Source organism: Nocardia sp. NPDC051052 (assembly GCF_044456045.1).
Lineage (GTDB): Bacteria > Actinomycetota > Actinomycetes > Mycobacteriales > Mycobacteriaceae > Nocardia.
In genome coordinates this window covers 161,267-187,574 of record NZ_JBITFL010000007.1, presented here as the reverse complement: position 1 = coordinate 187,574, position 26,308 = coordinate 161,267, and the positions used below count along the sequence as shown (strand labels likewise).

The 26,308-nt window shown below is 68.4% G+C and carries 23 protein-coding genes; 9 read left to right on the top strand and 14 right to left on the bottom strand.

What is annotated here, in order from left to right:
* Positions 1-220 precede the first annotated feature (220 nt).
* The 3 genes from ACIBCN_RS25245 to ACIBCN_RS25235 all read left to right on the top strand — a co-directional run bounded on the left by ACIBCN_RS25245 (position 221) and on the right by ACIBCN_RS25235 (position 3,273).
* A complete protein-coding gene (locus ACIBCN_RS25245) occupies positions 221-1,606 on the top strand; it encodes a PhoH family protein (protein ID WP_396994115.1) in 1,386 nt (461 codons plus the stop codon).
* A 168-nt stretch (positions 1,607-1,774) separates the two neighbouring features.
* A complete protein-coding gene (locus ACIBCN_RS25240) occupies positions 1,775-2,320 on the top strand; it encodes an LGFP repeat-containing protein (RefSeq protein WP_396994114.1) in 546 nt (181 codons plus the stop codon).
* 98 nt (positions 2,321-2,418) lie between these two features.
* A complete protein-coding gene (locus ACIBCN_RS25235; RefSeq protein ID WP_396994113.1) occupies positions 2,419-3,273 on the top strand; it encodes an acyl-ACP desaturase in 855 nt (284 codons plus the stop codon).
* Between the two features lie 346 nt (positions 3,274-3,619).
* Here ACIBCN_RS25235 and ACIBCN_RS25230 read toward each other — a convergent pair whose 3' ends face one another.
* Positions 3,620-5,023, bottom strand: coding sequence for a class II fumarate hydratase (locus ACIBCN_RS25230; protein ID WP_396994112.1), 1,404 nt, complete (start codon positions 5,021-5,023; stop codon positions 3,620-3,622).
* 252 nt (positions 5,024-5,275) lie between these two features.
* A complete protein-coding gene (gene glpX / locus ACIBCN_RS25225) occupies positions 5,276-6,319 on the bottom strand; it encodes a class II fructose-bisphosphatase (RefSeq protein ID WP_396994111.1) in 1,044 nt (347 codons plus the stop codon).
* 194 nt (positions 6,320-6,513) lie between these two features.
* Between glpX and ACIBCN_RS25220 the strand changes: the two genes are divergently transcribed.
* Positions 6,514-7,080, top strand: coding sequence for a DUF4245 domain-containing protein (locus ACIBCN_RS25220; protein WP_396994110.1), 567 nt, complete (start codon positions 6,514-6,516; stop codon positions 7,078-7,080).
* Here ACIBCN_RS25220 and ACIBCN_RS25215 read toward each other — a convergent pair.
* From ACIBCN_RS25215 to ACIBCN_RS25190, 6 genes are read right to left on the bottom strand one after another with little or no spacing between them, the layout of a single operon-like run.
* Positions 7,077-7,469, bottom strand: coding sequence for a type II toxin-antitoxin system VapC family toxin (locus tag ACIBCN_RS25215; RefSeq protein WP_396994109.1), 393 nt, complete (start codon positions 7,467-7,469; stop codon positions 7,077-7,079). The genes ACIBCN_RS25220 and ACIBCN_RS25215 overlap by 4 nt on opposite strands.
* Complete coding sequence (locus ACIBCN_RS25210) at positions 7,469-7,768, bottom strand: type II toxin-antitoxin system Phd/YefM family antitoxin (protein WP_396994108.1); 300 nt, start codon at positions 7,766-7,768, stop codon at positions 7,469-7,471. Before ACIBCN_RS25210 ends, ACIBCN_RS25215 begins: the two co-directional genes overlap by 1 nt.
* A gap of 37 nt (positions 7,769-7,805) precedes the next feature.
* Positions 7,806-8,153 (bottom strand): VOC family protein, encoded by a 348-nt coding sequence (locus tag ACIBCN_RS25205; RefSeq protein WP_396994107.1) that lies wholly within the window; start codon positions 8,151-8,153, stop codon positions 7,806-7,808.
* Positions 8,150-8,416 (bottom strand): exodeoxyribonuclease VII small subunit, encoded by a 267-nt coding sequence (locus tag ACIBCN_RS25200; RefSeq protein WP_396994106.1) that lies wholly within the window; start codon positions 8,414-8,416, stop codon positions 8,150-8,152. Before ACIBCN_RS25200 ends, ACIBCN_RS25205 begins: the two co-directional genes overlap by 4 nt.
* A gap of 2 nt (positions 8,417-8,418) precedes the next feature.
* Positions 8,419-9,771, bottom strand: a complete 1,353-nt coding sequence (xseA, locus tag ACIBCN_RS25195) for an exodeoxyribonuclease VII large subunit (RefSeq protein WP_396994105.1) — start codon at positions 9,769-9,771, stop codon at positions 8,419-8,421.
* Positions 9,768-10,406, bottom strand: a complete 639-nt coding sequence (locus tag ACIBCN_RS25190) for a lipid droplet-associated protein (protein WP_396994104.1) — start codon at positions 10,404-10,406, stop codon at positions 9,768-9,770. Before ACIBCN_RS25190 ends, xseA begins: the two co-directional genes overlap by 4 nt.
* A gap of 166 nt (positions 10,407-10,572) precedes the next feature.
* Here ACIBCN_RS25190 and ACIBCN_RS25185 point away from each other — a divergent pair, with 166 nt between their 5' ends.
* On the top strand, positions 10,573-11,586 hold the full coding sequence (locus ACIBCN_RS25185) for a 4-hydroxy-3-methylbut-2-enyl diphosphate reductase (protein ID WP_396994103.1): 1,014 nt from the start codon (positions 10,573-10,575) through the stop codon (positions 11,584-11,586).
* Positions 11,587-11,650: 64 nt separating this feature from the next.
* Positions 11,651-12,601, top strand: coding sequence for a phosphotransferase family protein (locus ACIBCN_RS25180; protein WP_396994102.1), 951 nt, complete (start codon positions 11,651-11,653; stop codon positions 12,599-12,601).
* Positions 12,602-12,616: 15 nt separating this feature from the next.
* Here the strand turns inward: ACIBCN_RS25180 and ACIBCN_RS25175 are convergent, their stop codons facing one another.
* Positions 12,617-13,480, bottom strand: coding sequence for a DUF6542 domain-containing protein (locus ACIBCN_RS25175; protein WP_396994101.1), 864 nt, complete (start codon positions 13,478-13,480; stop codon positions 12,617-12,619).
* Between the two features lie 58 nt (positions 13,481-13,538).
* Positions 13,539-14,696, bottom strand: coding sequence for a DNA recombination protein RmuC (locus ACIBCN_RS25170; protein WP_396994100.1), 1,158 nt, complete (start codon positions 14,694-14,696; stop codon positions 13,539-13,541).
* A 404-nt stretch (positions 14,697-15,100) separates the two neighbouring features.
* On the opposite strand from ACIBCN_RS25170, the gene ACIBCN_RS25165 reads away from it, so the two are divergent.
* The gene (locus ACIBCN_RS25165) at positions 15,101-16,279 is read left to right on the top strand and encodes an exonuclease SbcCD subunit D (RefSeq protein WP_396994099.1); all 1,179 of its coding nucleotides are present in this window, start codon (positions 15,101-15,103) and stop codon (positions 16,277-16,279) included.
* Between the two features lie 79 nt (positions 16,280-16,358).
* A complete protein-coding gene (locus ACIBCN_RS25160; RefSeq protein WP_396994098.1) occupies positions 16,359-19,562 on the top strand; it encodes an AAA family ATPase in 3,204 nt (1,067 codons plus the stop codon).
* A gap of 199 nt (positions 19,563-19,761) precedes the next feature.
* Here ACIBCN_RS25160 and ACIBCN_RS25155 read toward each other — a convergent pair whose 3' ends face one another.
* The 4 genes from ACIBCN_RS25155 to ACIBCN_RS25140 form a co-directional block, all read right to left on the bottom strand.
* Entirely contained in the window at positions 19,762-20,322 is a 561-nt protein-coding gene (locus ACIBCN_RS25155; RefSeq protein ID WP_396994097.1) for a methylated-DNA--[protein]-cysteine S-methyltransferase, read from the bottom strand.
* Positions 20,319-21,917 (bottom strand): DNA-3-methyladenine glycosylase 2 family protein, encoded by a 1,599-nt coding sequence (locus ACIBCN_RS25150; protein WP_396994096.1) that lies wholly within the window; start codon positions 21,915-21,917, stop codon positions 20,319-20,321. Before ACIBCN_RS25150 ends, ACIBCN_RS25155 begins: the two co-directional genes overlap by 4 nt.
* A gap of 173 nt (positions 21,918-22,090) precedes the next feature.
* The gene (locus ACIBCN_RS25145; protein ID WP_396994382.1) at positions 22,091-22,282 is read right to left on the bottom strand and encodes a YbdD/YjiX family protein; all 192 of its coding nucleotides are present in this window, start codon (positions 22,280-22,282) and stop codon (positions 22,091-22,093) included.
* A 47-nt stretch (positions 22,283-22,329) separates the two neighbouring features.
* Entirely contained in the window at positions 22,330-24,624 is a 2,295-nt protein-coding gene (locus ACIBCN_RS25140) for a carbon starvation CstA family protein (RefSeq protein WP_396994095.1), read from the bottom strand.
* Between the two features lie 397 nt (positions 24,625-25,021).
* Here ACIBCN_RS25140 and ACIBCN_RS25135 point away from each other — a divergent pair, with 397 nt between their 5' ends.
* Entirely contained in the window at positions 25,022-26,296 is a 1,275-nt protein-coding gene (locus ACIBCN_RS25135; protein ID WP_396994381.1) for an ABC transporter substrate-binding protein, read from the top strand.
* Positions 26,297-26,308 lie beyond the last annotated feature (12 nt).

Below are 26,308 nucleotides of genomic sequence, written 5' to 3'. Positions count from 1 at the left end.
TGTGCGGGAGCGGGGAAGCGTAGTTCGGCGGTAGCGTCGATGGTGCGGGCCGCGGCGGTGTGGCTCGTACGGGAGGTCCTGACCGTGACTGAGCTACTCAGTACGAGGGGGCCGGCACCCGGCCCTCGTGGCATCTGACGGTAACGCCAGATCCCATCAGGACGGACCGGTCCAGCGAGATCGTTCGTGCGGGTGCCGCGCGGACAAAGAGGAGCCCACCGTGACTGCTTCACGCTCCGTTCCCGCTCCCTCGGCGCAATCCCGTTCCGCGAAAGGCGGAACCGCCGCGAAGGGTGCACACCCCTCGCATTCCCCGGCCGATACCTTTGTCATCGACACTTCGGTCCTTTTGTCCGATCCCTGGGCGTTCACCCGGTTCGGCGAACACGACGTCGTGCTACCGCTGGTGGTCATCAGCGAACTCGAAGGCAAACGGCATCACCATGAATTGGGCTGGTTCGCGCGGGAAGCCCTGCGCAACCTGGACGATCTTCGCCTGCAGCACGGCAGGCTCGATCAGCAGGTGCCGATCGGCACCGAGGGTGGAACGCTGCAGGTGGAACTGAACCACACCGATCCCGCGGTCCTTCCGGTCGGATTCCGCACCGACACCAATGATTCCCGAATCCTGGCCTGTGCACTGAATCTGGCGGCCGAGGGCCGTCAGGTGGTGCTCGTGTCCAAGGACATTCCGCTGCGGGTCAAAGCGAGTGCGGTGGGCTTGCAAGCCGACGAGTATCACGCACAGGACGTCGTCACCTCCGGCTGGTCCGGCATGGTGGAACTCGACGTCAGCACGGCGCAGATCGACCAGCTGTACTCGGACACCATCCTCGATATCGATGATGCCCGGGAACTGCCCTGCCACACCGGCATCCGGTTGTTGGGCAGTAGCTCCAGCGCGCTCGGCCGGGTCACGCCGGACAAGCGGGTTCAGCTGGTGCGTGAACGCGAGGCGTTCGGCCTGCACGGCCGCTCCGCCGAGCAGCGCATCGCGTTGGATCTCCTGCTGGACGAGAGCATCGGCATCGTCTCGCTCGGCGGCCGGGCGGGCACCGGCAAATCCGCGCTCGCGTTGACCGCGGGCCTGGAGGCGGTGCTGGAGCGGCGAACTCAGCGAAAGGTGGTTGTTTTCCGTCCGCTCTACGCGGTCGGCGGCCAGGAACTCGGCTACCTGCCGGGTAGCGAGAGCGAGAAGATGGGTCCGTGGGCCCAGGCGGTCTTCGACACGCTCGACGGGCTGGCCAGTCGCGAGGTGATGGAGGAGGTGCTCGCCCGCGACATGCTGGAGGTGTTGCCGCTCACCCACATTCGTGGCCGGTCGCTGCACGACTCGTTCGTGATCGTCGACGAGGCCCAGTCGCTGGAACGCAACGTGCTGCTCACGGTGCTCAGCCGGCTCGGCACCGGTTCGCGGGTGGTGCTCACCCACGACGTGGCCCAGCGCGACAACCTGCGCGTCGGCAGGCACGACGGGGTGGCCGCGGTGATCGAGAAGCTCAAAGGTCACCCGTTGTTCGCGCACATCACGCTGACCCGCAGTGAGCGCTCGCCGATCGCGGCGCTCGTCACCGAGATGCTGGAGGAGTACGGCCCCAACGCCTGAGTTGGGTGGTGTGTTTCCGCTCACAGTCGCCGGGTAACATCTCTGCGATAGCTGTTCGGTATGACCCGGCGTGTCCCTGGTGGATTCGCCGGGTCATTGCTGAACATCGGCCTAGGCTGCCAGCGGCGTCACCGCGTCGGCGACGTCTCGGTAGCCACTTTCGAGAGGATGGAAATGCACCACTTCGCTCGACGAACGGCTGGATACACTGCCCTGCTCGCCGCAGCAGGCCTGATCGTCGCCGGCTGCAGCAAGGACAACGATAAGAACGACAACAACGCGGCGGCCTCCATCACGACCACCGCGGCCGCGATGCAGCACGGCGAGGAGCACGCCTCGGGTGCCGCGGCGGAGACCAAGATCGCCACGCAGCGCGGTGACCTCACCGTCTCCGGTGCGATTTTCGACAAGTACGTGGCGTCGGGCGGTCCGGCCGGCGCGCTCGGCGCCCCGCTGGAGGCGCAGGAGTCCGGTCCTGAGGACGGCAAGTACCAGGACTTCGTCGGCGGCACGGTGTACAAGGCCAAGGACGGCGAGGCGCACATCGTCTGGGGCGAGATCCGCAAGGCGTGGGAAGACAACGGCGGCGCCATGGGCAAGCTCGGCTACCCGACCAGCGACGAGAAGGACATCGCGGGCGGCAAGGAGAGCGACTTCTCCGGTGGCACGATCACCTGGGTCGACGGCAAGACCACGGTCACCCCGAAGCAGTAGTCGGTGCGGCGTCCGGGACGCCCCGACCGGTCCCGGACGCCCGTCCAGTCTCATTCCAAAAATCCCCGTATCACGGGCTCAACCGCTAGGTTGTCTAGGTGCAAACTCTCTTGACCGATCGCGAGTTGCTCGAATCCCTCGCGCTGGACGTGGAATCCATTCTGCGCCGTCACATCGACGCCGCCGACGGATGGCAGCCGCATGACTTCGTGCCGTGGGACGACGGTCGCAACTTCGCGTTCCTGCATGGCACCGACTGGGCGCCGGAGCAGTCCGAGCTCAGCGACGTCGCCAAGCTGGCCCTGACCGTCAGCGTGCTGATCGCGGACAACCTGCCCTCGTATCACCGCGAGCTCGGCAAGTACCTGCGCACCGGTGCCTGGTGGCGCTGGGTCGGCCGGTGGACCGCCGAGGAGAACCGGCACGAGATCCTGATCCGCAACTTCCTCATGACGACCAGGTCGGTGGATCCGGTCGCGCTGGAGCGGATGCGGATGGACAACATGACCACCGGCTTCCGCCGCCCCGGCATGCACCTGCTCGACGTGCTGGCCGCCTGCGCGTTCGAGGAGATCGCCGCCGCGATCCGGCATCGCAACACCGCCGCGCTCGGCGAGAGTCCGATGGTCACCGCGATCGCCGAGCGCATCGCGATCGACGACGAGCTGCAGGCGGTCGTCTTCGCCGAACTGGTCGAGGCGGGCCTGAACGTGGCGCCGGACCAGGCGATGCGCGCCATCGCAGACCAGGTCGCAGGCTTCACGGTGCCGTCGGTGACGATGGCCGACGGGCGCAACAGTGACGACGTGCTCGCCGAGGCCGGCATCTACGATCCGGCCAAGCAGGACGAACTGGTGTTCAAGCCGCTGCTGCAGCGGTGGAACGTCTTCACCCGGACGGATCTCGGCGAAGAGGGCGAAAAGGCCCGCGCCGAACTCGCGCATCTGCGCTGAATTACTCCCGGTCGGCGCGTGGATTCACCGCGCCGACCGGATTCTTTTCTTGCGCCGCGAAAAAAGTGATGAAACACACGTGGCGTTGCTCGCGATTAGCTGAGTACATCCGCAATGCGCGGAAGCAAGAAAGGAAAGAATCATGATTGCAGCAATTGTTGGCGGGCTCGTAGCTCTGTTCGGCCTCGGCGCGTCTGCGTTTCTCACTGCACTCGGCATCTTTTTGTGATGCCCCGCGCGGGTACGTCTACTTCGGCTGACATACCCGCGCACACGCACGTTCGGGCGTCACGTTGGACCATGAGGGTGTCCAACGTGCCGCTCGACGCAGCGTCGAAAGTAATTGCTATTTCTTATCTTTGACCTTCGCCATCGACAGCACATCCAATCGCCGGTCGAGTTCTTCCTCGGTGAGTTTTTCATCGAGCAGGCCGCGATCGATAACCGTCTGGCGAATGGTCTTCTTCTGCTTCAACGCTTCCTTGGCGACAGCAGCCGCTTCCTCGTACCCTATTGCCGAATTCAGCGGCGTCACAATGGACGGCGAAGATTCCGCCAACGTACGCAGGTGATCGACATTGGCGACCAGCCCGCGCACACACCTGTCGGCGAAGAGTCGGGAAACATTGGCCAGCAAGCGAATCGACTCGAGCAGATTGCGCGCCATCACCGGGATATAGACATTCAGCTCGAACGCGCCGTTCGCGCCGCCGAACGTGACCGCCGCGTCATTACCGATCACCTGCGCGGCGACCTGCGTAACCGCCTCGGGCAGCACCGGATTGACCTTGCCGGGCATGATCGAGCTGCCGGGCTGGAGGTCGGGCAGCTGAAGCTCGCCGAGCCCGGTCAGCGGGCCCGACCCCATCCAGCGGATGTCGTTGGCGATCTTGGTGAGGCTCACCGCGACGGTGCGCACCGCGCCCGACGCCTCGACGAGTCCGTCCCGCGCCGCCTGCGCCTCGAAGTGATCTTCCGCCTCGCGCAGCGCGTCCAGACCGGTCGAGCGGACCAGTTCCGCGACGACCTTCCCGCCGAAACCGTCGGGTGCGTTGAGGCCGGTGCCGACGGCGGTGCCGCCGATCGGCAGCTCACCGAGCCGCGGCAGCGTCGCCATCAGACGGTCGATGCTCGCGGCGATCTGCCGGGTGTAGCCGCCGAACTCCTGACCGAGCGTCACCGGCACCGCGTCCATCAGATGGGTGCGGCCCGACTTGACCACGGTCCGCCACTCGGTCGACTTGTCCAGCAGCGCCAGCCGCAGGTGCTCGAGCGCCGGCACCAGATCGGTGATGACCGCCTCGGTGGCGGCCAGGTGCACGGCGGTGGGGAAGGTGTCGTTGGACGACTGCGACATGTTCACGTCGTCGTTCGGGTGCACCGTGACGCCATTCGCCTTAGCGATCGAGGCGATCACCTCGTTGGCGTTCATGTTCGAGCTGGTGCCCGAGCCGGTCTGGAACACATCGATCGGGAACTGGTCGTCGTGCTTGCCTTCGGCGATCTCGTTCGCCGCGGCGACGATGGCGTCGGCCTTGGCCGGGTCGAGCAGGCCGAGATCCCGATTCACCTTGGCGCAGGCGGCTTTCAGCAGGCCGAGCGCGCGGATCTGCGCGCGCTCCAGGCCGCGGCCGCTGATCGGGAAGTTCTCCACGGCCCGCTGGGTCTGCGCCCGCCAGAGCGCGTCCACCGGAACCTTGACCTCGCCCATCGTGTCGTGCTCGATCCGATACTGCGTCTCCTCCGTCATGATTTCGACCCTATGCCGCACCGGCGTCCAGTGGGGCTGGCGCGCCTGTAGTGATTCGCACACCGCGGTGACCCGGCTGATCGGGAATATCGCGCGAGGCGGACGAGCGTCGTCGCCCGTCGGCGCGCGTCCGACGCCCGCCGGGAAGACAGGGCGCGGTTCGAAGCAGAGGCGGGCCGCATGGCGAAGATCGGCAAAACAAAAACGCGCAGGCGAATCGCCTGCGCGCTTTGTCGAACTCGGTGCTGCCGATCAGGGGAGCGGCGGGGTGGCGTGTTCGTCGCCGATGAAATCGACCGAGGAGTACTCGCGCAACTTGGTCAAACGGTGGTAGGCGTCGATCATCCGGACCGTGCCGGACTTGGAGCGCATCACGATGGACTGGGTGGACGCGCCACCACCGTAGTAGCGGACACCGCGCAGCAGATCGCCGTCGGTGACGCCGGTCGCGCAGAAGAAGACGTTGTCGCCGGCTACCAGGTCCTCGGTGGTGAGGACGCGGTCGAGGTCGTGGCCCGCGTCGATCGCCTTCTGCCGCTCGTCGTCGTCGGTCGGGGCGAGCATGCCCTGCAGTTCGCCACCCATACAGCGCATCGCCGCGGCCGCGATGATGCCCTCGGGGGTGCCGCCGACGCCGACCAGGATGTCGGTGCCGGAGTCGGGGCGGGCCGCGGCGATGGCGCCCGCGACGTCGCCGTCGGAGATCAGCCGGATGCGCGCGCCCGCGTCGCGGACCTCCTGGATCAGCCCGGCGTGCCGGGGCCGGTCCAGGATGCAGACGGTCAGATCCGACTTCGACAGGCTCTTGGCCTTGGCGACCCGGCGGATGTTCTCGCCGATCGGGACGGAGATATCGATCACGTCGGCGGCGTCCGGGCCGACCGCGATCTTGCTCATGTAGAACACCGCGGACGGGTCGAACATGGCGCCGCGCTGGGCGACCGCGAGCACCGCGATGGCGCCGGGCGAGCCCTTCGACATCAGCGTGGTGCCGTCGACCGGGTCGACCGCGAAGTCGACCTCTGGACCGGTGCCGTCACCCACCAGCTCGCCGTTGAACAGCATGGGCGCTTCGTCCTTCTCGCCCTCACCGATGACAACGACGCCGCGCATGGACACCGAATTCACCAGCTGCCGCATCGCGTCGACGGCGGCGCCGTCGCCCCCCTCCTTGTCGCCGCGGCCGACCCACCGGCCAGCGGCCATCGCACCGGCCTCGGTGACGCGGACCAGCTCTAGCGCGAGGTTGCGGTCCGGCGCCTCGCGGCGGCTCGGTGTCGGGGAAGATGCCGTCATTGCGGGGTGCCTCCTGTGCGTCGGTACAGAATTCGATGCGCCGCGCGCGGGGTCTACGTAAGCTGCCGCCTCCGGCCCTGACCGCGCGCGACGGTCCGGACGATTGTCTCACTCCGACTGGGACGGGCGTACACCCTGCTCGCCCGTCCGGGGTGGGAGATGGCGCACTGAACACGCGAGTGGATACTGAGTGCGTGTCCCCACAAAAGCCACGCATCATGAACGACTACCGGGATCTGTTCTGGTCGTTGATCCCGCTCGTGTTGATCGCCGTGGTTTTCGCAGGCCTCGCGAGCCAATGCAGTTTCGCCGCAAAGGGTCCGACGCAGGGACAGATCCCCCACTTCGACGTGAAGGCGGCGCTGACCTCCGACGCGCGCAGCCTGCCATTCCCCATCCGGAACCCGGCCCTCCCCAGTGACTGGACCCCCAACTCCGGCAGTCGCGAAAACATCAGCGGCACCGGCGGCGGCCCGATCAGCACTGTCGGCTATATCACTGGCCACGGCTCCTACATGCGCTTCAGCCAGAGCAACGCGACCGAGGAATCGATGTCCCGGTTCGTCCTCGGCTCCCGCTACGCCAGCGGCACCGAGCAGATCGGCGACCAGAAATGGATCGTCTACTCCGAACCCGGCTCGGAATCCGCCTGGGTAGCCGACCTCGGCCAGTCCCGCGTGCTCATCACCGGCGCGGGCCAGCGCGACTCGTTCGTCACCCTGGCCCAGGCGATCAGCGCGGCACAGCCGCTGAGCCGTTAGGCAGGAGCCACCCAGGTCAGGCCTGCTGCTTCCGCGGCCTCACCTAGCCGCTTGTCATATGCGACTACAGCGGTGAGATCAGTTGCCAGTTCCAGCGCGGTGGCCAAGTGGAGTGCGTCGAGGCTTCGGATGGTCGCGGGTGAAATCGCCGCGGCGTTCGACCGTACGATGCCATCCATATCGAGCCTGTCCACCCGAGACAGGACAGCGGGGATGTGAATCAGGTCGGCGGGCTCGGCAACCCGCACCGCGCGGACCAACTCGACCTCGACAAGGGCAGACGCCACCCACGGCACCTCGGGTCGATCGTCGAGCCAGTTCATCAGCGCGGCGGACTCGGTCTCCAGATGGACCAGTTTCACCAGCGCGCTGGTGTCCAGATAGAGCATCAGTAGCGCTCGTCATCTCGAAGCGCCCGCAGCGCCGTGCTCGCCCGATCGGCTGGGTCCGCAGGCGCTGTTACCAGCCGACGGCGCACATCCGCAAGAAGGTCTGCACGCCCCCTGGTCGCCGGCCGCATCCGCCCTTCGGCAAGCATCTTGGCGCGAATATCCCGCTCCGCGTCTACCGGCACGATGCGGCCGATGACTTTGCCTCGCTCGGTGATTTCGATCGTTTCGCCCGCTTTGACCAACGCCAAGCATCGAGCTGTGTGGTGTGAGAGCTCACGGATGGGGATGGCAGTCATAGAAGTATTGTGTCACAAATTTGTGTCACATGGCAGTTCAATGACGGTGGCTGACCACGTTGACGATGGTGCCGCTGGGGTCGCGGACGAAGAAGCGGCGGACGCCCCACTCCTCGTCGGTCAACGGATAGACGATGTCGGCGTCCGCGGCGGTCATCGCCTCGTGCACGGCGTCGACGTCGTCGACCTCGACGCTCATGTTCGGCTGTAGCTTTTCCGCGCCGGGGCCGACGAGCAGCACCTGGGCGGTGGGGTTGGACGGTGAGGCCATGGTGACGACCCAGCCGAGATCCATCGCCTCTTCGAAGCCGAGCAACTTGTAGAAGTCGCGGCTGCGCTCGATGTCGGTGGTGCGGATGTCCGGCGTGGCCCGGCGGATCGTCATTTGTCGTCCTCGAGGTCGGTGCGCGACAGCGCGTCCTCGACGCGCTTTCTGGCACCGGCCAGGTGTTCCTCGCAGCGGTTGGCCAGCGCCTCGCCGCGCTCCCACAGGGCAAGCGACTCGTCCAGGTCGAGACCGCCCTGCTCGAGCATCTTCACGACATTGACCAGCTCGTCGCGGGCGCGCTCGTAACCGAAGGTGGCGATCTCGGCCAGTTCGGTCTCGGCAGTCGGCGGAGTGGATGAATAACTGCCGGGCTCGGCCAAGATCAGCTCCTCCTTGTTTCGGTGTTTTCGGTGGGGCGCTGCGCGCCTAGTGCCTTCGTGCCCAGCGCTGCCGCGGAGACGGCGCCGTCGGCGACCCTGATGCGCAGCTGACTGCCCGCGGGCGCGTCCTCGATCGTGCGCACCACATGCCGCTCAGTGCCCGCGAGGCGCTGCACGACAGCGTAGCCACGGGCCAGGGTGGCGGCCGGGCCCACCGCGGTCAGCTTCTCGCGCAGGTGCCTGGTCGCGGTGGCCTCGGTGCGGATGTACTGCTCGGCGATGCGCCGGGCCGACGCCCGCAGGCGCTCGATTTCCTCACGGCGGCGGTCGATTTCGCGCAGCGGGTCGGCGAGCACGGGACGCGAGCGCAGCTGGGTCAGCGCGCGCGTTTCCCGGTCGACCCAGCCGCGCAACGCGGCGGCGGAGCGGGCGCGCATATCGCGCACCCCGGCCAATTCCGCGGCGGCGTCGGGGACAACGCGTTTCGCGGCATCGGTGGGGGTGGCGGCGCGCAGGTCGGCGACCAGATCGCTGAGCGGGTTGTCCGGCTCGTGGCCGATCGCGCTCACGATCGGGGTGGTCGCGGCGACGATGGCGCGGCACAGTGCCTCGTCGGAGAAGGGCAGCAGATCCTCGACGCTGCCGCCGCCGCGGGCGAGCACGATCACCTCGACCGTCGGGTCGCGGTCGAGCTGCGCCAGCGCTTCCAGCATCTGCGTCACCGCGGTCGGTCCCTGCACCGCGGTATTGCGGATCTCGAAACGCACTGCGGGCCAACGATTTCTGGCCACGGTCAGAACGTCGCGCTCGGCGGCGCTCGCGCGGCCGGTGATCAGGCCGATGGTTTTGGGCAGGAACGGGATCGGCCGCTTGAGCCGCGGATCGAAGAGTCCCTCGGCGGCGAGCAAAGCCTTGAGCCGCTCGATCCTGGCGAGCAGCTCGCCGATGCCGACCGGGCGAATCTCGATGACGCGCAAAGACAAAGTGCCGCGGCCGGTGAAAAAGGACAGCTTGCCGTAGACCACGACCCGGCTGCCTTCCTGCAGCGGAATCGGGGACTTGCGGATCAGATCCGGGTCGCACGTCACCGAGAGCGACATGTCCGCGGACGTGTCGCGCAACACCAGGAACGCGGTGCGGGTGCCCGGCCGCAGATTGATCTGAGTGATCTGACCCTCGACCCAGATGCTGCCGAGCCGGTCGATCCACTGCGCGACCTTGATCGCGACGGAACGGACCGGATACGGCTGCTCGGCGGAATTCGCGGGCGCGGCGGCCTGGGGTTGGTCGGTGCGCTCGGGTTGGCCGGGGGTGGCCCGGCCAACCGTCTGCGAAGGCGTCCGGGGTTCGGTCACTGGGCCCGCACGGTGGCGATCCGATTCGTCAGCATGGTCACGAACGGCGCCCGGTCCTGGGTCTGCTGCTCGTAATCCAGCAGCGCGGTGAGGTCTTCGACGGTCAGCATGCGCAGGCGGGCACGCAGCTGCGCGAGGGTCATGTTGGCGTAGTCGTAGCGGGTGGCTACTTCGGGCTCGCTGATCGCGGGCGCGGGGTCCTCCGCGCGGACGATCTCCAGTTCCGGTTCCGGCTCGGCGGTGTCCGGCTCGGCGACGAAGTCGACCGGGTGGCCGTTGCGCCCGGCCGGGGTCTCCTGGGTGGTGACGGGCGATTCGGATTCTTCGGCGGCGTACAGATCGAAGCGGCTGGTGTGCGCCGCGGTGCCGCCGAAGGATTGCTCGCTGTCGAGGTCCTCGTCGAAGGTGGCCCACTCCGGCTGTTCTTCCGGAGCGTTGCCCAAACGATCGAAAACCGCGTCGCCCTTGAGTGCGAGGCTGGTCACGAACTGCTGGACGTGCATCGTCGTCTGCAGCATCTGGCTGATGGCGGTGATCGGCAAATTCATTGCGGCCGTGGGTAGCCTGCGAGTTTCCTCAATGGCGTATACGGCGGCCCCGGCGGCTACCCGGGCCAGGAACGGTGGTCGAAACATGGTCCTAGCCTGCCCGAAATGGTGTGCTATGCAAAGGTCGGGGCTCACCGGAGTGATTCTGGCGCATGGAACGGCGTGCGCAGAGTACGCCTCGCCGCCGCGCGCACAGTTCGCGGGCGCACTGCCCGAACGGCGCGGAGTCGGTGTGCGCACGTAAGCTGTCGGCATGTCCACGGCCATACCCTTGAACGTCGGAATTGCCCGCTCAGCGGGTGCCGGAACCGCCGATACCGTCGGCGGCAAGCGGGTGCTGCTCGCGGAGCCGCGCGGGTACTGCGCCGGCGTGGACCGAGCGGTGGAAACCGTGGAGAAGACCCTGGAAAAGCACGGCGCGCCGATCTACGTGCGCAAGGAGATCGTGCACAACCGCCACGTCGTGGAAACGCTGCGTGAGCAGGGCGTCATCTTCGTCGACGAGACCGACGAGGTGCCCGAGGGCTCGGTGGTCGTGTTCTCCGCGCACGGCGTCTCACCGGCCGTGCACACCTCCGCCGCGGCGCGCAATCTGCACACCATCGACGCGACCTGCCCGCTGGTCACCAAGGTGCACCAGGAGGCGAAGCGGTTCGCCCGCGACGACTACGACATCCTGCTGATCGGCCACGAGGGCCACGAGGAGGTCGAGGGCACCGCGGGCGAGGCACCCGACCACGTGCAACTGGTGGACGGTCCCGCCGCGGTGGACAAGGTCACCGTGCGCGACGAGTCGAAGGTGATTTGGCTCTCACAAACCACGCTGAGCGTCGACGAGACGATGGAAACCGTGCAGCGGCTGCGTGAGCGCTTCCCCGCGCTGCAGGACCCGCCCAGCGACGACATCTGCTACGCCACCCAGAACCGTCAGGTCGCGGTCAAGGCGATGGCACCCGAATGCGATCTGGTGATCGTCGTCGGCTCGCGCAACTCGTCGAACTCGGTGCGCCTGGTCGAGGTCGCCCTCAACGCCGGCGCCAAGGCCTCCTACCTGGTCGACTACGCCCGCGAGGTGGACCCCGCCTGGCTCACCGGCGTGCGCACCATCGGCATCACCTCCGGCGCCTCGGTTCCGGAGATCCTGGTCCGCGGCGTCCTCGACATGCTCGAAGAGCACGGCTACGCCGACGTCCAGCCGGTCACCACAGCCAACGAAACCCTCGTCTTCGCTCTGCCCCGAGAGCTGCGCACCACCCGCGCCCGCTAGTTAATACACGCCGCCCGCGTTAAATCCGTCGCGTCGCAACCTGCCGGCCTGGCACCATCGCCGAGTGCCAGCAGCCATGACGTCCGACCAGCTCGCCACCCGTACATCGCGCGCGGTCGACGCGGCCGTCGCCGCGGGCCGTGCGCTCGGGCTGACGGTGACCGACGCGACGATCTTGCACGACGCGTTCTCCGTCGTTGTGCACCTGGCTCCGGCACCGGTGGTGGTTCGCGTCCCCACCGTTTTACCCGCGCACATGGACCTCGACGCGCAGGCCGCACGCCAGCGGGTAGAGCTCGATGTGGTGGCGTGGCTCGCCGAACAGGGCACGCCGGTGATTCCGCCGAGTCCGCTGGTGCGGCGGGAACCCGTGCGGCGCAACGGTTTCTCGATGACGTTCTGGCAGTTCGTCGAGCAGGACCCGAGCGTCGAGCCCGACTACGTGCACAACTCCGGCCTGATCGCCGACCTGCACGCCGCGCTGCGCGACTACCCAGGGGAGCTGCCGTTCCTGTCCTCGGCCGAACCGGCGTGGGTCACCGAGAGCCTTGCCGCCCTCGCGGCGCACCCCGGCCTGATCGACCCAGCCGACCTCGAACGCGCACAGCGCGAATGGGCGGTCCTGGAGCCGGTCATCCGGTCGCGTGCGGCGTTCGAGGCGGAGTTCCCTGGAATCGACCTACAGCCGATCCACGGGGATTCCCCGGCGGTCAATATCGTCGCCGTGCCGGGTGGTGTGTTGTATGCCGACTTCGAGCTGGCCACCTTGGGACCGGTCGAATGGGATCTGGCGTTTCTCGGCCCCGAGTGCGAGGCCGCCTACAACGCCGTGGCCGAGCGCCGAGGACAGCGACAGTTGGATGAGCGCGTGATGCGCTTCATCAACGCCGTAGGCATGGCAAGGACGCTGGCGTGTCTCGTGCTCGTTCCGCAGCTGCCGATGCTCGCCGACGCGTTGAAACCGTCCATTGAGCACTGGCGGGCAATGCCGTTTGCCGACGGTCTGGGTAACTGACGACCCCGGCGGGAGCTACAGGTTTTCGGGCCTGCGGCGGTCGGGGCGGCTCGAATCGCGTTCGCGGTAGCGGACATTGGGCTGAGGGTGGGGTGGCGGCATTTCGCCGCGACGGCGCGGGGGATTGCCGCGGGGTGGTTCGGCGTCCGTGCGCGGGCCTGCGGCGGCGGGGCGGGCGCCGGTGCGGGGGGCCGGGCGGCCCTCGCGGGGGCGGGCGGGGCCGGCGACTCGGGGCGGGGCGTCGGCCACCGGTGTGGTGGCTCGGCGGGACGGTCGCGGGGTGTCTTCGGCGCGGTCGAGATCGTCCGCGTCGTCCTTGGGGCGGCGGGTGCGGCGGCGGGCCGATTCGGCGAGACCGGCGGTGCCGGGTCGGCCGGTGCGCGGGCGCTTGGTGCCGGGTCGGCCCCAGCTTTCGCTGCGCTTGGGGTCGGCCGCGGCGTCGCTGCGTCGCTGCATCATGATGCGTGCGCCGCCGATCAGCAGGACCAGCGCGGTGGCGAGGAACATGGTGGGGAACCGCTCGACCAGCGGGACCGCCAGTTTCAGCAGGATTTCAGTGATCGAGTCCAGCGCGACGCCGGTCAGCTGCTTGTAAGCCAGCGGAACCGCGATGAACAGCAGCAGCGGCGGCAGCACCATGGTGGTGAACAGCCCGCGATAGCGGACTGTCAGTACGGCTGCGACACAACCGACGATGTATAGCGCGGCGAAGGTACCGGTCAGGTCGGTACTGTCGCCGTTCGCATCGATCAAGAAACCCAGAAACGTGCAGGCAACCGCGATCAGGACCGCCGCGCCCACCGGGAGACCCGGGACCGTCGGCAGTATCGAGCGTTGCGGCGCGGGCACCCGGGTTCGCACACGTTGGGAAGCAGCCACATTATGAACACTAACCTTCGCCGCCTCGGACGGCGTTATGGCACGGCGGTTGTCCCGGCTAATCGTCGGCGTCGGCGAAGCCCACCGCGCGTGGCCACGAATCCACTCGCTCGATCGCAGGCACCTCCTGTTCCGCTATTTCCAGGTCGTGCAGTTTGCGCGCGGTGACCATCACCCGCGATTCCACCGACGCGACCGTGTAGTTGAAAGCGTCGACGGCCTTGCCGAGTTGCGCGCCGAGCCGATCCAGATGCCTGCCCGTCATGCCGAGCCGGGCGTACAACTCCTTGCCTAATTGCTGAACCGTTGCCATATCCCGGGACAGCGCCTCCTGCCGCCAGCCGAACGCGACCGTGCGCAGCAGCGCGATCAATGTGGTCGGCGTCGCGAGGATCACGTTCCGGCCGAACGCGTACTCCAGCAGCCCCGAGTCAGTGGTCAGCGCGGCGTCCAGGAACGGATCGCCGGGGATGAAAAGCACCACGAATTCCGGCGCCGGATCGAACGCGGCCCAGTACGCCTTGTCGGCCAGCTGGTCGATGTGCCCGCGCAGGTGCTTGGCGTGCCTGGTCAGATGCTCGGCCCGCATGTCGGGATCGTCGACCATGCTCGCGTCCAGATAGGCGCTGAACGGCACCTTGGCGTCGACCACGATGTGCCTGCCGCCGGACAGATTCACCACCAGGTCGGGGCGGACGTTGCCGGTGCGGTCGCCATCGCCGTCGCCGCGGGCCGCGCGGGTCACCTGGGTGTCGAAGTCGACGTGTCTGGTCATCCCGGCCAGCTCGACCACCCGCTCCAGCTGGATCTCGCCCCACCGCCCGCGCACCTGCGGCGCGCGCAACGCGGCGACCAGCTGACTGGTCTGGCTGGTGAGCTGCAGCGAGGTGCGCTGCATGCCGGCGACCTGCTCGCGCAGGCTGGAGTACGCGTTGATCCGATGGTGCTCGACCTGCTGGATGTGCTGGTTCAGCGCGCCGACCGCGTCGCGCAGCGGATCGACCATGGCGCCGATCGCCTGCGAATGCCTGCGCGCCGCATCCTCGTTCGCCGCGGTGAGCGACTGCCGCAACAGGTGCTCGTTGTCGGTGGCCGCCGCGAGTCTCGCCTCCGCCTGCGCGGCCCGCTGCCCGGCGCGCGCGGCATGGCCGAGCCAGCCGAGCCCTACCCCGGCGGCGAACACCAGCATCAGTGCGACGAGCATCGGTGCGGTCATAGCGCCGATAGTGCCGCACCCCACCGACAAGAACGCGCCGGTCGGCAATTACGCAGCGCCGTGTCGGCAAACGCGGTGGTCAAGCCGTCCATACGTTTCGGTGCGACGCCGTCAGTCATGACAAGGCAACCGAATTCGTGACCCGCATCGCTCGGTAGTGATCGACCAGGCGCCGCACCCGAGGGCGCGAGGCGCTACGCCGCGTCGAAAACCGCACTCGCGGTGGGACTATGAGCCCGACGTCCGAACGACCGCGGCGCGGCCGCACGGTGCCCGCGCGCGCCGCGGAATAGCCATCGGAGTGCCGGCGAATCACCGCTGACACGCCGCACAAAAGGGCGGCTATCCGACACGGCGGCCTCGGCAATTGAATTGTGTCGGTGCGGTGGCCTACGGTTTCGCGGATGCGGATGCTGCACACCTCGGACTGGCACATCGGGCGCACGTTCCACGGGGTCGATCTGCTTGCCGACCAGGCGCGTTCACTGACCGCGATCGCGGAGCTGGTGGCCGAGGAGTCTGTCGACGTGGTGGTGCTGCCCGGCGACGTGTACGACCGGTCCATTCCGAGTGCCGACGCGATCGCGGTGTGCAACCGCGGCTTCGAGGCCATCCGCGCGGCCGGGGCCCGCATCGTCGCCACCTCGGGCAACCACGATTCGCCCGCCCGGCTCGGGGCAGGCGCGAGCTTCGCGGCGGCGGGTGGGCTGCACCTGCGCACCACTGTCGCCGAGGCCGACCGGCCGGTACTGCTCGACGACGAGCACGGTCCCGTGGCGTGCTACGGCATCCCGTACCTGGAGCCGGACATCACCCGCGCGGAACTCGGTGTGCCGCAGGCGCGTTCGCATGCCGACATCCTCGACGCCGCGATGGGCCGGATCCGTGCGGACATCGCGCGGCGCGACGGCACCCGCACCGTGGTGCTCGCTCACGCCTTTGTCGTCGGCGGCGAGGCGACCGGTTCGGAACGCTCGATCTCGGTCGGCGGCGTGGAGACGGTGCCGATGTCGGCCTTCGACGGCATCGACTATGTCGCTCTCGGCCACCTGCATTCCCCGCAAACGCTCTCGGAGTCCGTGCGCTATTGCGGCTCCCCGCTGCCGTATTCGTTCGCGGAGAGCTCGCACCGCAAGGCGGTATGGCTCATCGAGCTCGACGCCGCCGGACTGCACTCGGTCCAGCGGCGCGACCTGCCTGTGGTCCGCGGGCTGAGCAAGCTCACCGGAACACTGGACGAGCTGCTCACCGACGTGCACCACGCGCCCGCCGAGGAGCACTACGTTTCCGCGGTGCTCACCGACTCGACCCGCCCGGTCGACGCGATGCGCAAGCTGCGCGAACGGTTCCCGCACGCGGTGCACGTCGAGTGGGTGCGGCCGGAGGGCAACCCGGAGCTGCGCTACCGTGAGCGGGTGCACGGTCGCCGCGATACCGAAGTAGCGCAGAGCTTCCTCACCGACGTCCGCGGTGTGCCGAGCGAGGGCGAAATGGCTTGGCTGGAGCGGGCACTCGCGGCCGCGGTCGCGGAACCGGATCAGGCGCTGACAGCCGCCGACGCGGCAGCGGAACTCTCGGCGTGAGGCCGCGCCTTACCGCTCGCCGAGCGGCGCGCCCCGTGCCGCCCAGCGATGGCCATGCGACGATGGCCGGTGCGGCTGCATGAGGCTGCACAAGCTGGAGATGACCGCCTTCGGCCCGTTCGCCGAAACCACGGTCGTCGACTTCGACGCGCTCGGTGCCGACGGGCTCTTCCTGCTGCACGGGCAGACCGGGGCGGGCAAGACCACCGTGCTCGACGCCATCGCGTTCGCGCTCTACGGCCGGGTCCCCGGCGCCCGCGGCGAAAGCAAGCGACTGCACTCCGATCACGCGCCGGAACAGACTCCGCCGCAGGTGATCCTGGAGGCCACCCTCGGCGGACGCCGGGTGCGACTCACCCGCATCCCCGAGTTCGAACGCCCGAAGCTGCGCGGCACCGGCATGCGCACCGATCCCGCCAAGGCGACGCTGGCCTGGCTGGACGGGCGCGGCGAAAACCTCTCCCGGATACCCGATATCGGCGATGAGATCATCCGGCTGCTCGGCATGAGCGCCGACCAGTTCTTCCAGGTGGTGTTGCTGCCGCAGGGCGACTTCGCGCGATTCCTGCGGGCGGACAACGAAGATCGCGAGAAGCTGCTCGAAAAGCTCTTCGACACCGAACGATTCGGCAGCGCCGAACAGTGGCTCGCGGACAAGCGCCGCGCCTCCACCGCCGACCTCGACTCCCGCAAGCAGGGCATCGACCGGCTGATCGCGCAGGTCGGCGTCGCGGCGGGGGCGGGAGCGGCGGAGACCCTCGGCCCGCTGGAGGCCGTCGGCTGGTCGCAGGAGCTGCTCGCGACCGCGCGGACCGACCTGACCGCCGCGGCGACGGAAGCCGAACGCCGCCAGCAGGAGTCGGGCCGCGTGCGCACCCTGGCCGAGGAACAACGCCGCCTGCACGAGCTGCGCCGCCGAATGTCGGCCGCTCGCAAGCAACTCGACGACTATGCCGCCTCGGTAGACCAGCGCACCGCGCTGCAGGCCGAACTCGAACTCGCCCGCCGTGCCGAGCCGGTTGCCGCCGCCATCGATGAGGCGCGCGACGCCGTCATGCAGCTGCGCCGCAAGGACACCGAAACACTCAGTGCCAGTCGCCAATTGGCCGCACGTCTGCTCGAACCCGCCGGTGCTGACCTCGGCGGCGTCGAGCTGGTCCGGGAGGCGGCAGACCCGGCGGACATCAGGGACGACGCCGACATCGACGCCGCTATTCGGCGCTGGAGCGCGCAGCTCGGCGGCCTTGACGAGGTGCGCGCCGATGCTACAGCCGCCACCCGGCTCACCCGGCAGTTGGCCGGGCTGCGCGACGAAGACGCGGCCCTGAACACCACGGTGACCAAACTGACCCGGCTGCGCGAGCAACTCCCCGGCTCGCTCGCCACCCTCGAGGCCCGCCTGCGCGAGGCGACGAACGCGGCCGCCACGCTGCCGACCTTGACGGCCGAATGCGAGCGGCTCCAGACCGCCGCTGCGGCCGCGGTCGAACTCGCTTCCCGCAAAACAGGTTTGGACCACGCCCGGGTCGAGTTCGAGACGGCTCGCGCCGCACACAATGACGCCAAGGAACGGGTTCTTGACCTACGGGAGCGCAGGCTGGCGGGGATGGCCGCCGAACTCGCCGATGGGCTGACCGACGGTCAGCCGTGCACGGTGTGCGGTTCCGCCGAGCATCCCGCGCCCGCCCGCCCCACCGCCGGCGCCGTCTCCAAGGATGCCGAAGAGGCGGCGGTGGCGGCCGAACGCGCCGCCGAGGACGCGCGTGACCGCGTGCTGGCCCGAATCACCGCCCTGGAGCGCGAGATCGAGACGCTCACCGTCCGCGGCGGCGACACCGACCGGGTCGAACTGGCCGCCGCCCTCCGCGCCGCCACCGACCGCTACACCGACACCGCCGAATTGGCCGCTCTCGCCGACGGCCTGACCGCTGAGCTCGCCCGGCTGCGCACCGACGAGTCGCGCCTGCACGACGAACTCCGCGAATCCGATTCGCGCCGAAGCACAGTCGCGGCGAACGTCGCCGCCGCCACCACACGCCTCGCCGAACTCAATGACCGCCTCCGCGTTGCCGCGGGCGCCGACGAGACCATCGAGCGCCGCTACGCCCGCCTCACCGCCCTTGTCGCCGACGCCACCACCCTGCGCGACGCTCGCGCCGACACCGCAGCCGCGCGCGAACAGGTAGCTGTCATCGCTGACCGTGTCGAAAACCTGTCCCGTGCCGCAGGTTTCGTACCCGAGCAGGAAGGCAACCAGCAGCGAGCCGAGGCAGTGGCCGGTGCGGCATCCGCAACCGATGAATCGAGTGATTCGGCTACGGCACGCGCCGAAGAAGCAGGCACGGCGACGGCGGATGAGCCGGTCACCGAACCCGCACCGCGGTCTGTCGAGATACCCCAGGACGTGGTGGCGCGACTGACCGCATATGCCCGCGTGGTCACCGCGGCCAGCCGCACTCCGCAACGGCAAGCCGACATCGAAGCCGAACTGACCAACGCCGACCGCACCCGCGCACACGCGGAAGCCGTTCTCGCGGAACCGGAAATCCGAGCGGCCGCCGCCACCGAGCCGGGCGACCTGACCGAACTCGAGTCCGCCGTCGCCGCCGCGCAGACGCAACTGAACACCGCCGTCGCCGCACACGCCGAAGCAACCAGGCGGGTCAGCCTCCTGGAAGACCTCGGCGGCCAACTCTGGGCGGCAGTGGATCGCATCGCACCATTGCAGCGCACCCACGACGAACTGGCCGGGCTCGCCGAGGTGGTCGCGGGCCGCGGCGAGAACAACCGCAGGATGTCGCTGCGCTCTTACGTTCTCGCCGCTCGACTGGAAGAGGTGGCTCAGGCTGGTTCGCTGCGCCTGCGCCGAATGTCCGGTGGCCGTTACGAATTCGTGCACTCCGACAAGGCGGGTCCGCGCGGCCGTCGCGGCGGACTCGGCCTCGACATTCGCGACGACTACACCGGCGCCATCCGCCCCGCCAAGACCCTCTCCGGCGGCGAAACCTTTATGGCGTCACTGTCGTTGGCCCTCGGCCTGGCCGACACCGTCGCCGCCGAATCCGGCGGCCTCGTGCTGGACACCCTCTTCATCGACGAGGGCTTCGGCGGCCTCGACGCCGACACCCTGGACGCGGTGATGGGTGTCCTCGACGAACTCCGCGCCGGCGGCCGCGTCGTCGGCGTCGTCAGCCACGTCGACGAAATGCGCCAGCGCATCCCCAGCCGCCTGCACGTCCGGCGTGGCCGCACCGGCTCCCACCTCGAGGCCACCGTCGCCTAACCGGACCGTTGAACTCGACGCGATATCGAGGTCGAAGAGGGTATTCGCTGTCGGGCTCGTGGACGGTGCCGCTCGTCGGGCTGATGGTGCTGATGGCGCTCAACATCGTGATCGGCTTGTCGGCCGGACGCGCCGCTATATCGAGCGCGTCAGCACATCGCTGCCATGAGCGAAACTCGTTGCAGGACAGAGGCAACCGTCAGCACAAGGTGCCGCGTCCGGCCTCGTGATCGAGCAGCCAGCGCTTGATCGGCAGACCCCACCGGAAGCCGCCGAGCGCGCCGCCGATGCGATAGATGCGGTGGCATGGGACGAACAGGGCCGCCGCGTTGCGCGCACAGGCGTTGGCCGCGGCGCGGGTGGCGTCGGGGCGGCCGGAGATGGCGGCGTACTCGGTGTAGGTGATCGGAGCGCCCGCCGGGACCTTGCGCAGGACATCCCAGGCGTGCATGAGGAATTCGCCGGATTGCTGGCGAACCGGGACCTCATCGATCGCGGTGAGATCGCCGTCGTGGTAGGCGGTGATGATCCGGGTGAGCTCGCCGAGCGAATCCCGTTGCCGCAGTTCGGCCGGACGCAAAGCCGGGTGGATCACCGGGTGCAGCTGGTCCACGTCGGCGGTCCACCCGGCAGCCAGCACGGCACCGTCGGCGTCGACCACGGCGGTGAACGGGCCGATCGGAGTATCGACCGTCGCGAAATCCGCGGTGGTGGTACCGATGTGGCGCTTGATCGGGCGAACAGCGGTGGTGGCGTTCATGATTCGGTGCTCGCTTTCGAGGAGGCGGACTTGGCGCGGGCGGCGCGGTCGGTCAGCGCCGCCTTCCACAGGTGCATGGACAGGTAGGAGCGCCATGGCGCCCAGCGTGCGGTGTCGCCGAGGTCGATGCCGAGCACTGCGGCGCCCTGGCGGACCACCAGATCGGTGTTCAGCAGTACGTCCGGGTCGGCGAGCAGGCGCATGGTCACGTAGTCGGCCGTCCACGGGCCGACCCCGTCCAACGCGAGCAGGTCGCGGCGCAGTTCGGCGGCGGTGCGGCCCTGGTGCAACGCCAGTTCGCCGCTGGCCAGCGCCGCGGCCGCGCCGATGATCGAGCGAATCCGCCGCGTCGGACCGGTCAGCACCTCGGTCCCGCGTTCGGCAATCACCGCCGGGGTGGGGAACAGCAGGGGTATTGGCCCGTCGACCCGATCGCCGAGCGCGTCGACCAGCCGCGCGGTGTGCGTCGCTGCCGCCGACACCGAGATCTGCTGCCCGATCATGGTGCGCAGCAACAGTTCCGGCCCGTCCAAGCAGCCGGGCACCCGAATGCCGGGGGAGAAGACAGCCCGTCGCCCGGCGCCGGGCTCCAGCTCGGCGTCCGGTGGTGATCCGGCGCCCGCGTCGGGTAGTCGAGTGGTGTCCGGGTCGGCCAGCTCCGGTGTCGAAACCCGCTGTCCCGGAGCGACACCCAGCGCCTCGTCGATGCCGATCGGGTCGGCGTCGAGGTCGAGCAGGTGCCGTAGTCGCGCGACCGTCGGTGCCAGGTCCCGCATGTCGTGCAGGGCCAGCTCGGCCCGCACATGGTCGCGCTGGAAACTGAGCCGGGTCGTCGCGTGCCCGTGTGGCGTGCGCAGATTTCGGGTGTAGGCGCGGCTCTCCCACAACTCCATGCCAGGAACCACATGCGAGGAGAGGAACCACTCCAGCCAGGCCCGATCCAGCGGCTCGCGGTAGGGCAGCCGCAGGCTGAGCGAGCCGTTCACGGCGGGCACCGGGCGTCCATTCGAGGCCGACTTCGCCCGATTCGACTCGGCCCGCATGGTGGTGGGGCTGACCGCGAACACCTCGCGCACCGTGTCGTTGAACTGGCGAATGCTGGCGAACCCGGCCGCGAAAGCGATGTCCGACATGGGCATTGCCGTCGTCTGGATCAACAGCCGGGCGGTGTGCGCCCGGTGCGCGCGGGCCAGCGCCAGCGGGCCTGCGCCGAGTTCGGTGGTGAGCACGCGGGTCAGCTGCCGCTGCGAATAGCCGAGCGTGGCGGCCAGCGCGGGCACGCCGCCGCGTTCGATCACCCCGTCGCCGATCAGCCGCATCGCCCGCGCGGCCAGGTCCGCTCGGGTGTTCCAGAGGGGCGATCCGGGGGCGGCGTCCGGCAGGCACCGGCGGCAGGCCCGGTAGCCCGCCTGCTGTGCCGCCGCCGCGGTCGGCAGGAACGACACATTCATCCGTTTCGGCGTGATCGCCGGACACGAAGGGCGACAATAGATTCCGGTGGTCCGCACGGCAGTGAAGAACTGCCCGTCGAAGCGGGAGTCCCTGGTCGACACCGCCCGGTAGCACCCCTCGAAATCCAACGCTGTGATCGTCACGCCCACCACAATGTCAGCTGTCGGCAACCTCCGCTAGCGGAAATCTGCCACCACCCCTGGTAAGTGTGCGATGCGCACGGGGGCGTTGTCGGGGCGAATCGCGAACGCGCAGATCAGCCGCTACCCGGACGGGCGGAGCGTCGCCCTCATCGCGCCGCCCCGCCCCGCCGCGCTCAGCAGCAGCGATTTGTCGGGTTGTTATCCGCGTCCGCGTGCCGGGTCTTCCAGTACTCGCGTTCCGTCGGCACCGCGCAGCCGGGATGGTTGCGCGCCAGATGGTCCACGTACCGCTGATAGTCCTGGCCGCCGAGGATCGAGTTGAACCACCAGCCGACCGTGCGAACCGCTGTCGCACCGGCACGCAGGCCCCGCACGGCAGCCGATCGACTGCCGTGCGGGGCGACGTGCACGGTCATTGCGTCGCTTTCACCTGTGCGGCGCCCGGCGCTCGGACTTTCCCTGAGGCGATCAAGGCGTCCCATTCCCGTTGCACCTCCTTTTCCTCCAAGGTCGCGAGGAACGACGTCGGCGCGAAGATCTTCGACGGCTCATCCGGTGATTCGCTGTCCGGTCCGCCGCCCGCACGCCAGGCCCGCACACAGACCACGAAGCCGACGATCGCCACGATCAGCACCAGCACCGCGAAGATGACCGACAGACTGCCCTGGATGAAGGTGTTGCGCACCACCTTGTCCATGTCGGCGGCCGTCTTGGCGGGCGCCAGGATCTTCCCCGCGTCGACCGCCGCCACGTAAACGCTGTGCTGCTTCCAGTAGCCGATGCTCGGGTCGGCTGAGAAGATCTTCTGCCAGGACGCCGTCATCGTCACGACGAGATCCCAGATCAGCGGGATCGCCGGAATCCAGGCCCACTTGACCAGGCCCTTCTTGATCACGATGGTCAGCACCACGGTGAGCGCGATCGCGGCGAGCAACTGGTTGGAGATGCCGAACAGCGGATACAGCGTGTAGATGCCGCCGAGCGGATCGGTGACACCCATCAGCAGCACCGAGCCCCACGCGGCGACCACGATCGCCGAGCAGAGCCAGGCGCCGGGCCGCCACGACGGATCCTTGAACTTCTTGGCAGGGCCGCCGAGGTTACCCAGCGAGTCCGACAGCATGAAGCGCGCGACACGGGTGCCCGCGTCGATCGTGGTGAGGATGAACAGCGCCTCGAACATGATCGCGAAGTGGTACCAGAACGCCTTGAGGCCGCTGCCGCCGAGGAACTTGTGCAGCACCTCGGACATACCGACGGCGAGCGTCGGCGCGCCACCGGTCCGCGAAACGATGCTGGTCTCGCCGACGTCCTTGGCCGCCTGGGTCAGCTCAGCGGGGGTGATCGGATCCCCGCTCAGGCCAAGGCTGTTGGTGTAGGCAGCCGCTTTTTCCGCGGTGCCACCGGTGAGGCCGCCGCTCGCGTTCATCGCGAAGTAGAGGTGCTGATCGATGATGCTCGCGGTGATGATCGCCATGACCGCGACGAACGACTCCATCAGCATGCCCGCGTAGCCGATCATCCTGGCCTGCGACTGCTTCTCCAGCAGCTTCGGCGTGGTGCCCGAGGAGACCAGCGCGTGGAATCCGGACAGCGCGCCGCAGGCGATGGTGATGAACAGGAACGGGAACAGGCTGCCCGCGAACGCCGGGCCCTTGCCGGAACCGGCGAAGTCTGAGACGGCGGGCGCCTGCAACACCGGCATGGTGATCACGACGCCGACGGCCAACAGGACGATGGTGCCGATCTTCATGAAGGTGGATAGGTAGTCACGCGGGGCAAGCAGCAGCCACACCGGCAGCACCGAGGCGATGAAGCCGTAGCCGATGAGGAACCACGCGATGGTGGTGCCGGACAGCGTGAACAGGTCCTGGCCCCAACCGGATCCGGCGACCCAGTTGCCGGAGATGATGGCGAGCAGCAGCAGCGCGAACCCGATGAGGGAGACCTCGCCGACCTTGCCCGGCCGGAAGTAGCGCAGGTACACGCCCATGAACAGGGCGATCGGGATGGTCATCGAGATGGAGAACACGCCCCACGGGCTGCCGCCTTGCAGCGTGCCGTCCTTGCCCGGGGTCGCGGCCAGCGCGTTCACCACGACGATGCCGAGCACCGCGAGCAGGATCATCATGATCACCAGCACGGCGACGATCGCGGCGACACCGCCGACCACGCCGAGCTCGTCGCGGGCCATCTGCCCGAGGCTGCGGCCACGGCGGCGGGTCGATGCCCACAGCACCAGGTAGTCCTGCACCGCGCCGGCGAAGACGACGCCGATCACGATCCAGATGGTGCCGGGCAGATAACCCATTTGGGCGGCGAGGACCGGGCCGACCAGCGGGCCGGCGCCGGCGATGGCGGCGAAGTGGTGCCCGAACAGCACCCGCCGGTCCATCGGCATGTAGTCCTTGCCGTTTTCCAGGATCTCGGCGGGCGTGGCCTGGTCGTCCCGCGGCTTGGCGATCTTGTACTCGATGAGTCTGGAATAGAACTGGTAGGCGAGCACGTAGGTGGCAACGGCCGCGACCACGATCCATACCGCGTTGACCGACTCGCCGCGGGAGATGGCCAGGACGGCCCAGGCGATCGCGCCGAGGACGGCGATCGCGGCGAAAATGCCCTTCTTGACTGGGGTAATAGGCGAACGGTCCACGACACCCACGGGAGGTAGGTCGGGATCTGTCCGGAGGTATTCGATGGTCGCCATGCGAACTACTCTCCCGTGAAATCGAGCTGGCTGAAACGATGTCAACGTAGCTGAACCGAAGCGCGAATGCGCCGCACTTAGTGAAGTCTGAACATTGCGATACGGATCGAGATCGCCGCGAGGCCTCGTGCTGTGTCTTCCTACGAGCGGCGCTCGGTCCGCCGGCGCGGCGCGGGTATGGGTGGCCCGCGTGGCGTCAGCTGCCCGGTCGACCGTTGTTCACGGTGTCCGGTGTTCGCCGGTGCGCGTGGGCGTGTTCTCCTCGCCCGGCGATGTTGCCATCCGTATGCTGCCATGCTGGCTCGGGCATTCGCCGATCGGTCCTACACATCGACGTTTCTCCTCCCGGGGTTCGCGTATCCATCCGCAGGCCGTCGTGGAGGAGCTCGTGTCACCGATTCGTCGTCGCACCCTGCTCGGCTCGGCGCTGGCCGCCCCCTTACTCGGCGCGACCGGATGCGGGTCCGCCGACGATGCGCTGACCTTCTTCTTCCAGGCCAGGCCGGAGGAGGCACGGGTGCGGTTGTCGATCATCGACGAGTTCCAGAAGCGGCACCCGGACATCAGGATTCGCACCATCATGTCCGGCCCGGATCCGCAGCAGCAACTGCTCACCTACTGCGCGGGCGGTAGATGCCCCGACGTCATCATGGCGTGGGAACTGCTCTACTCCGGGCTCGCCGAGCGTGGCGTGCTGCTGGACCTGCGCACGCTGCTCGATCGAGAGCCCGAGTACGCGGAGATGTTGCGGCGCGACAGTTATCCGGCGCTCTACGACACCTTCACCTATGCCGGTGGGCAGTACGCCTTGCCTGAGCAGTGGTCGGGGGTGTTCCTCTATTACAACCGGGAGCTGTTCGCGGTGGCCGGGCTGACGCCGCCTTCCCGGTGGCGCGACGCCTGGTCGTTCGATGAATTCCTGGATGTCGCGCGCACACTCACGAAAAACAAGCAGTGGGGCTTCGCAGACGCCTGGGTGCCGTACTACTCGGCCGCGTGCTTCGGCATGAACAACGGCGCGGAGTGGTTCACGCCGTCGGTCGCGCCGACCAGGGCCAACCTCGGGGATCCCCGGTTCGCCGAGGGCTTCCAGTTCTACGCCGACCTCGCGGTGCGGCATCGGGTGGCGCCGAAAGTCGCCGACCAGCTGTCGATTTCGGCGCCGGACCTGTTCCGGGCGGGACGGGCGGCGATGGTGCTCGGTGGGCACTGGCTGTACTCGGAATTCGCGGGGCAGGAGGGGCTTTCGATCGACGTCACGGTGTTGCCGGTGGGGCCGCACGGTGGTCCCGGCGCGATCACCGATGTCGGCAGCACCGGGCTGTCCATCGCGGCGGGCAGTCCGCGCGTCGAACAGGCGTGGGAATTCGTCAAATTCGCGACCGGGCCGGTGGGGCAGGCCATCATCGCCGCCTCCGGGCTATTCGTGCCGGTGTTGAAATCCGCGATGGGCTCGCCCGGTTTCGCTGCCGCACACCGGGAGACACGCAACCTCGCGGTGTTCACCGAGGGACCGGACAACTCCCGGCCGCTGCCGGTGACCCCCGCCTGGGGCAAGGTCTCCGCACTGTTGGAGCGCGGTGCCAACCGTGTGCTGCGCGGTGCCGCCACTGCCGCCTCCCTTGACGGTCGATTCACCGCTGACCTCGACGCGTTGCTGGAGTCGCCGTGAGCCGGGCCACCG

Bases quoted from the DNA above. Each gene is read 5' to 3' on its own strand.
- ACIBCN_RS25240 (WP_396994114.1), top strand. From the start codon at position 1,775: ATGGAAATGCACCACTTCGCTCGACGAACGGCTGGATACACTGCCCTG.
- ACIBCN_RS25230 (WP_396994112.1), bottom strand. From the start codon at position 5,023: ATGACGGAGGAGACGCAGTATCGGATCGAGCACGACACGATGGGCGAG.
- glpX (WP_396994111.1), bottom strand. From the start codon at position 6,319: ATGACGGCATCTTCCCCGACACCGAGCCGCCGCGAGGCGCCGGACCGC.
- ACIBCN_RS25215 (WP_396994109.1), bottom strand. From the start codon at position 7,469: ATGCTCTATCTGGACACCAGCGCGCTGGTGAAACTGGTCCATCTGGAG.
- ACIBCN_RS25210 (WP_396994108.1), bottom strand. From the start codon at position 7,768: ATGACTGCCATCCCCATCCGTGAGCTCTCACACCACACAGCTCGATGC.
- ACIBCN_RS25205 (WP_396994107.1), bottom strand. From the start codon at position 8,153: ATGACGATCCGCCGGGCCACGCCGGACATCCGCACCACCGACATCGAG.
- ACIBCN_RS25190 (WP_396994104.1), bottom strand. From the start codon at position 10,406: ATGTTTCGACCACCGTTCCTGGCCCGGGTAGCCGCCGGGGCCGCCGTA.
- ACIBCN_RS25185 (WP_396994103.1), top strand. From the start codon at position 10,573: ATGTCCACGGCCATACCCTTGAACGTCGGAATTGCCCGCTCAGCGGGT.
- ACIBCN_RS25170 (WP_396994100.1), bottom strand. From the start codon at position 14,696: ATGACCGCACCGATGCTCGTCGCACTGATGCTGGTGTTCGCCGCCGGG.
- ACIBCN_RS25165 (WP_396994099.1), top strand. From the start codon at position 15,101: ATGCGGATGCTGCACACCTCGGACTGGCACATCGGGCGCACGTTCCAC.
- ACIBCN_RS25160 (WP_396994098.1), top strand. From the start codon at position 16,359: ATGAGGCTGCACAAGCTGGAGATGACCGCCTTCGGCCCGTTCGCCGAA.
- ACIBCN_RS25155 (WP_396994097.1), bottom strand. From the start codon at position 20,322: ATGAACGCCACCACCGCTGTTCGCCCGATCAAGCGCCACATCGGTACC.
- ACIBCN_RS25140 (WP_396994095.1), bottom strand. From the start codon at position 24,624: ATGGCGACCATCGAATACCTCCGGACAGATCCCGACCTACCTCCCGTG.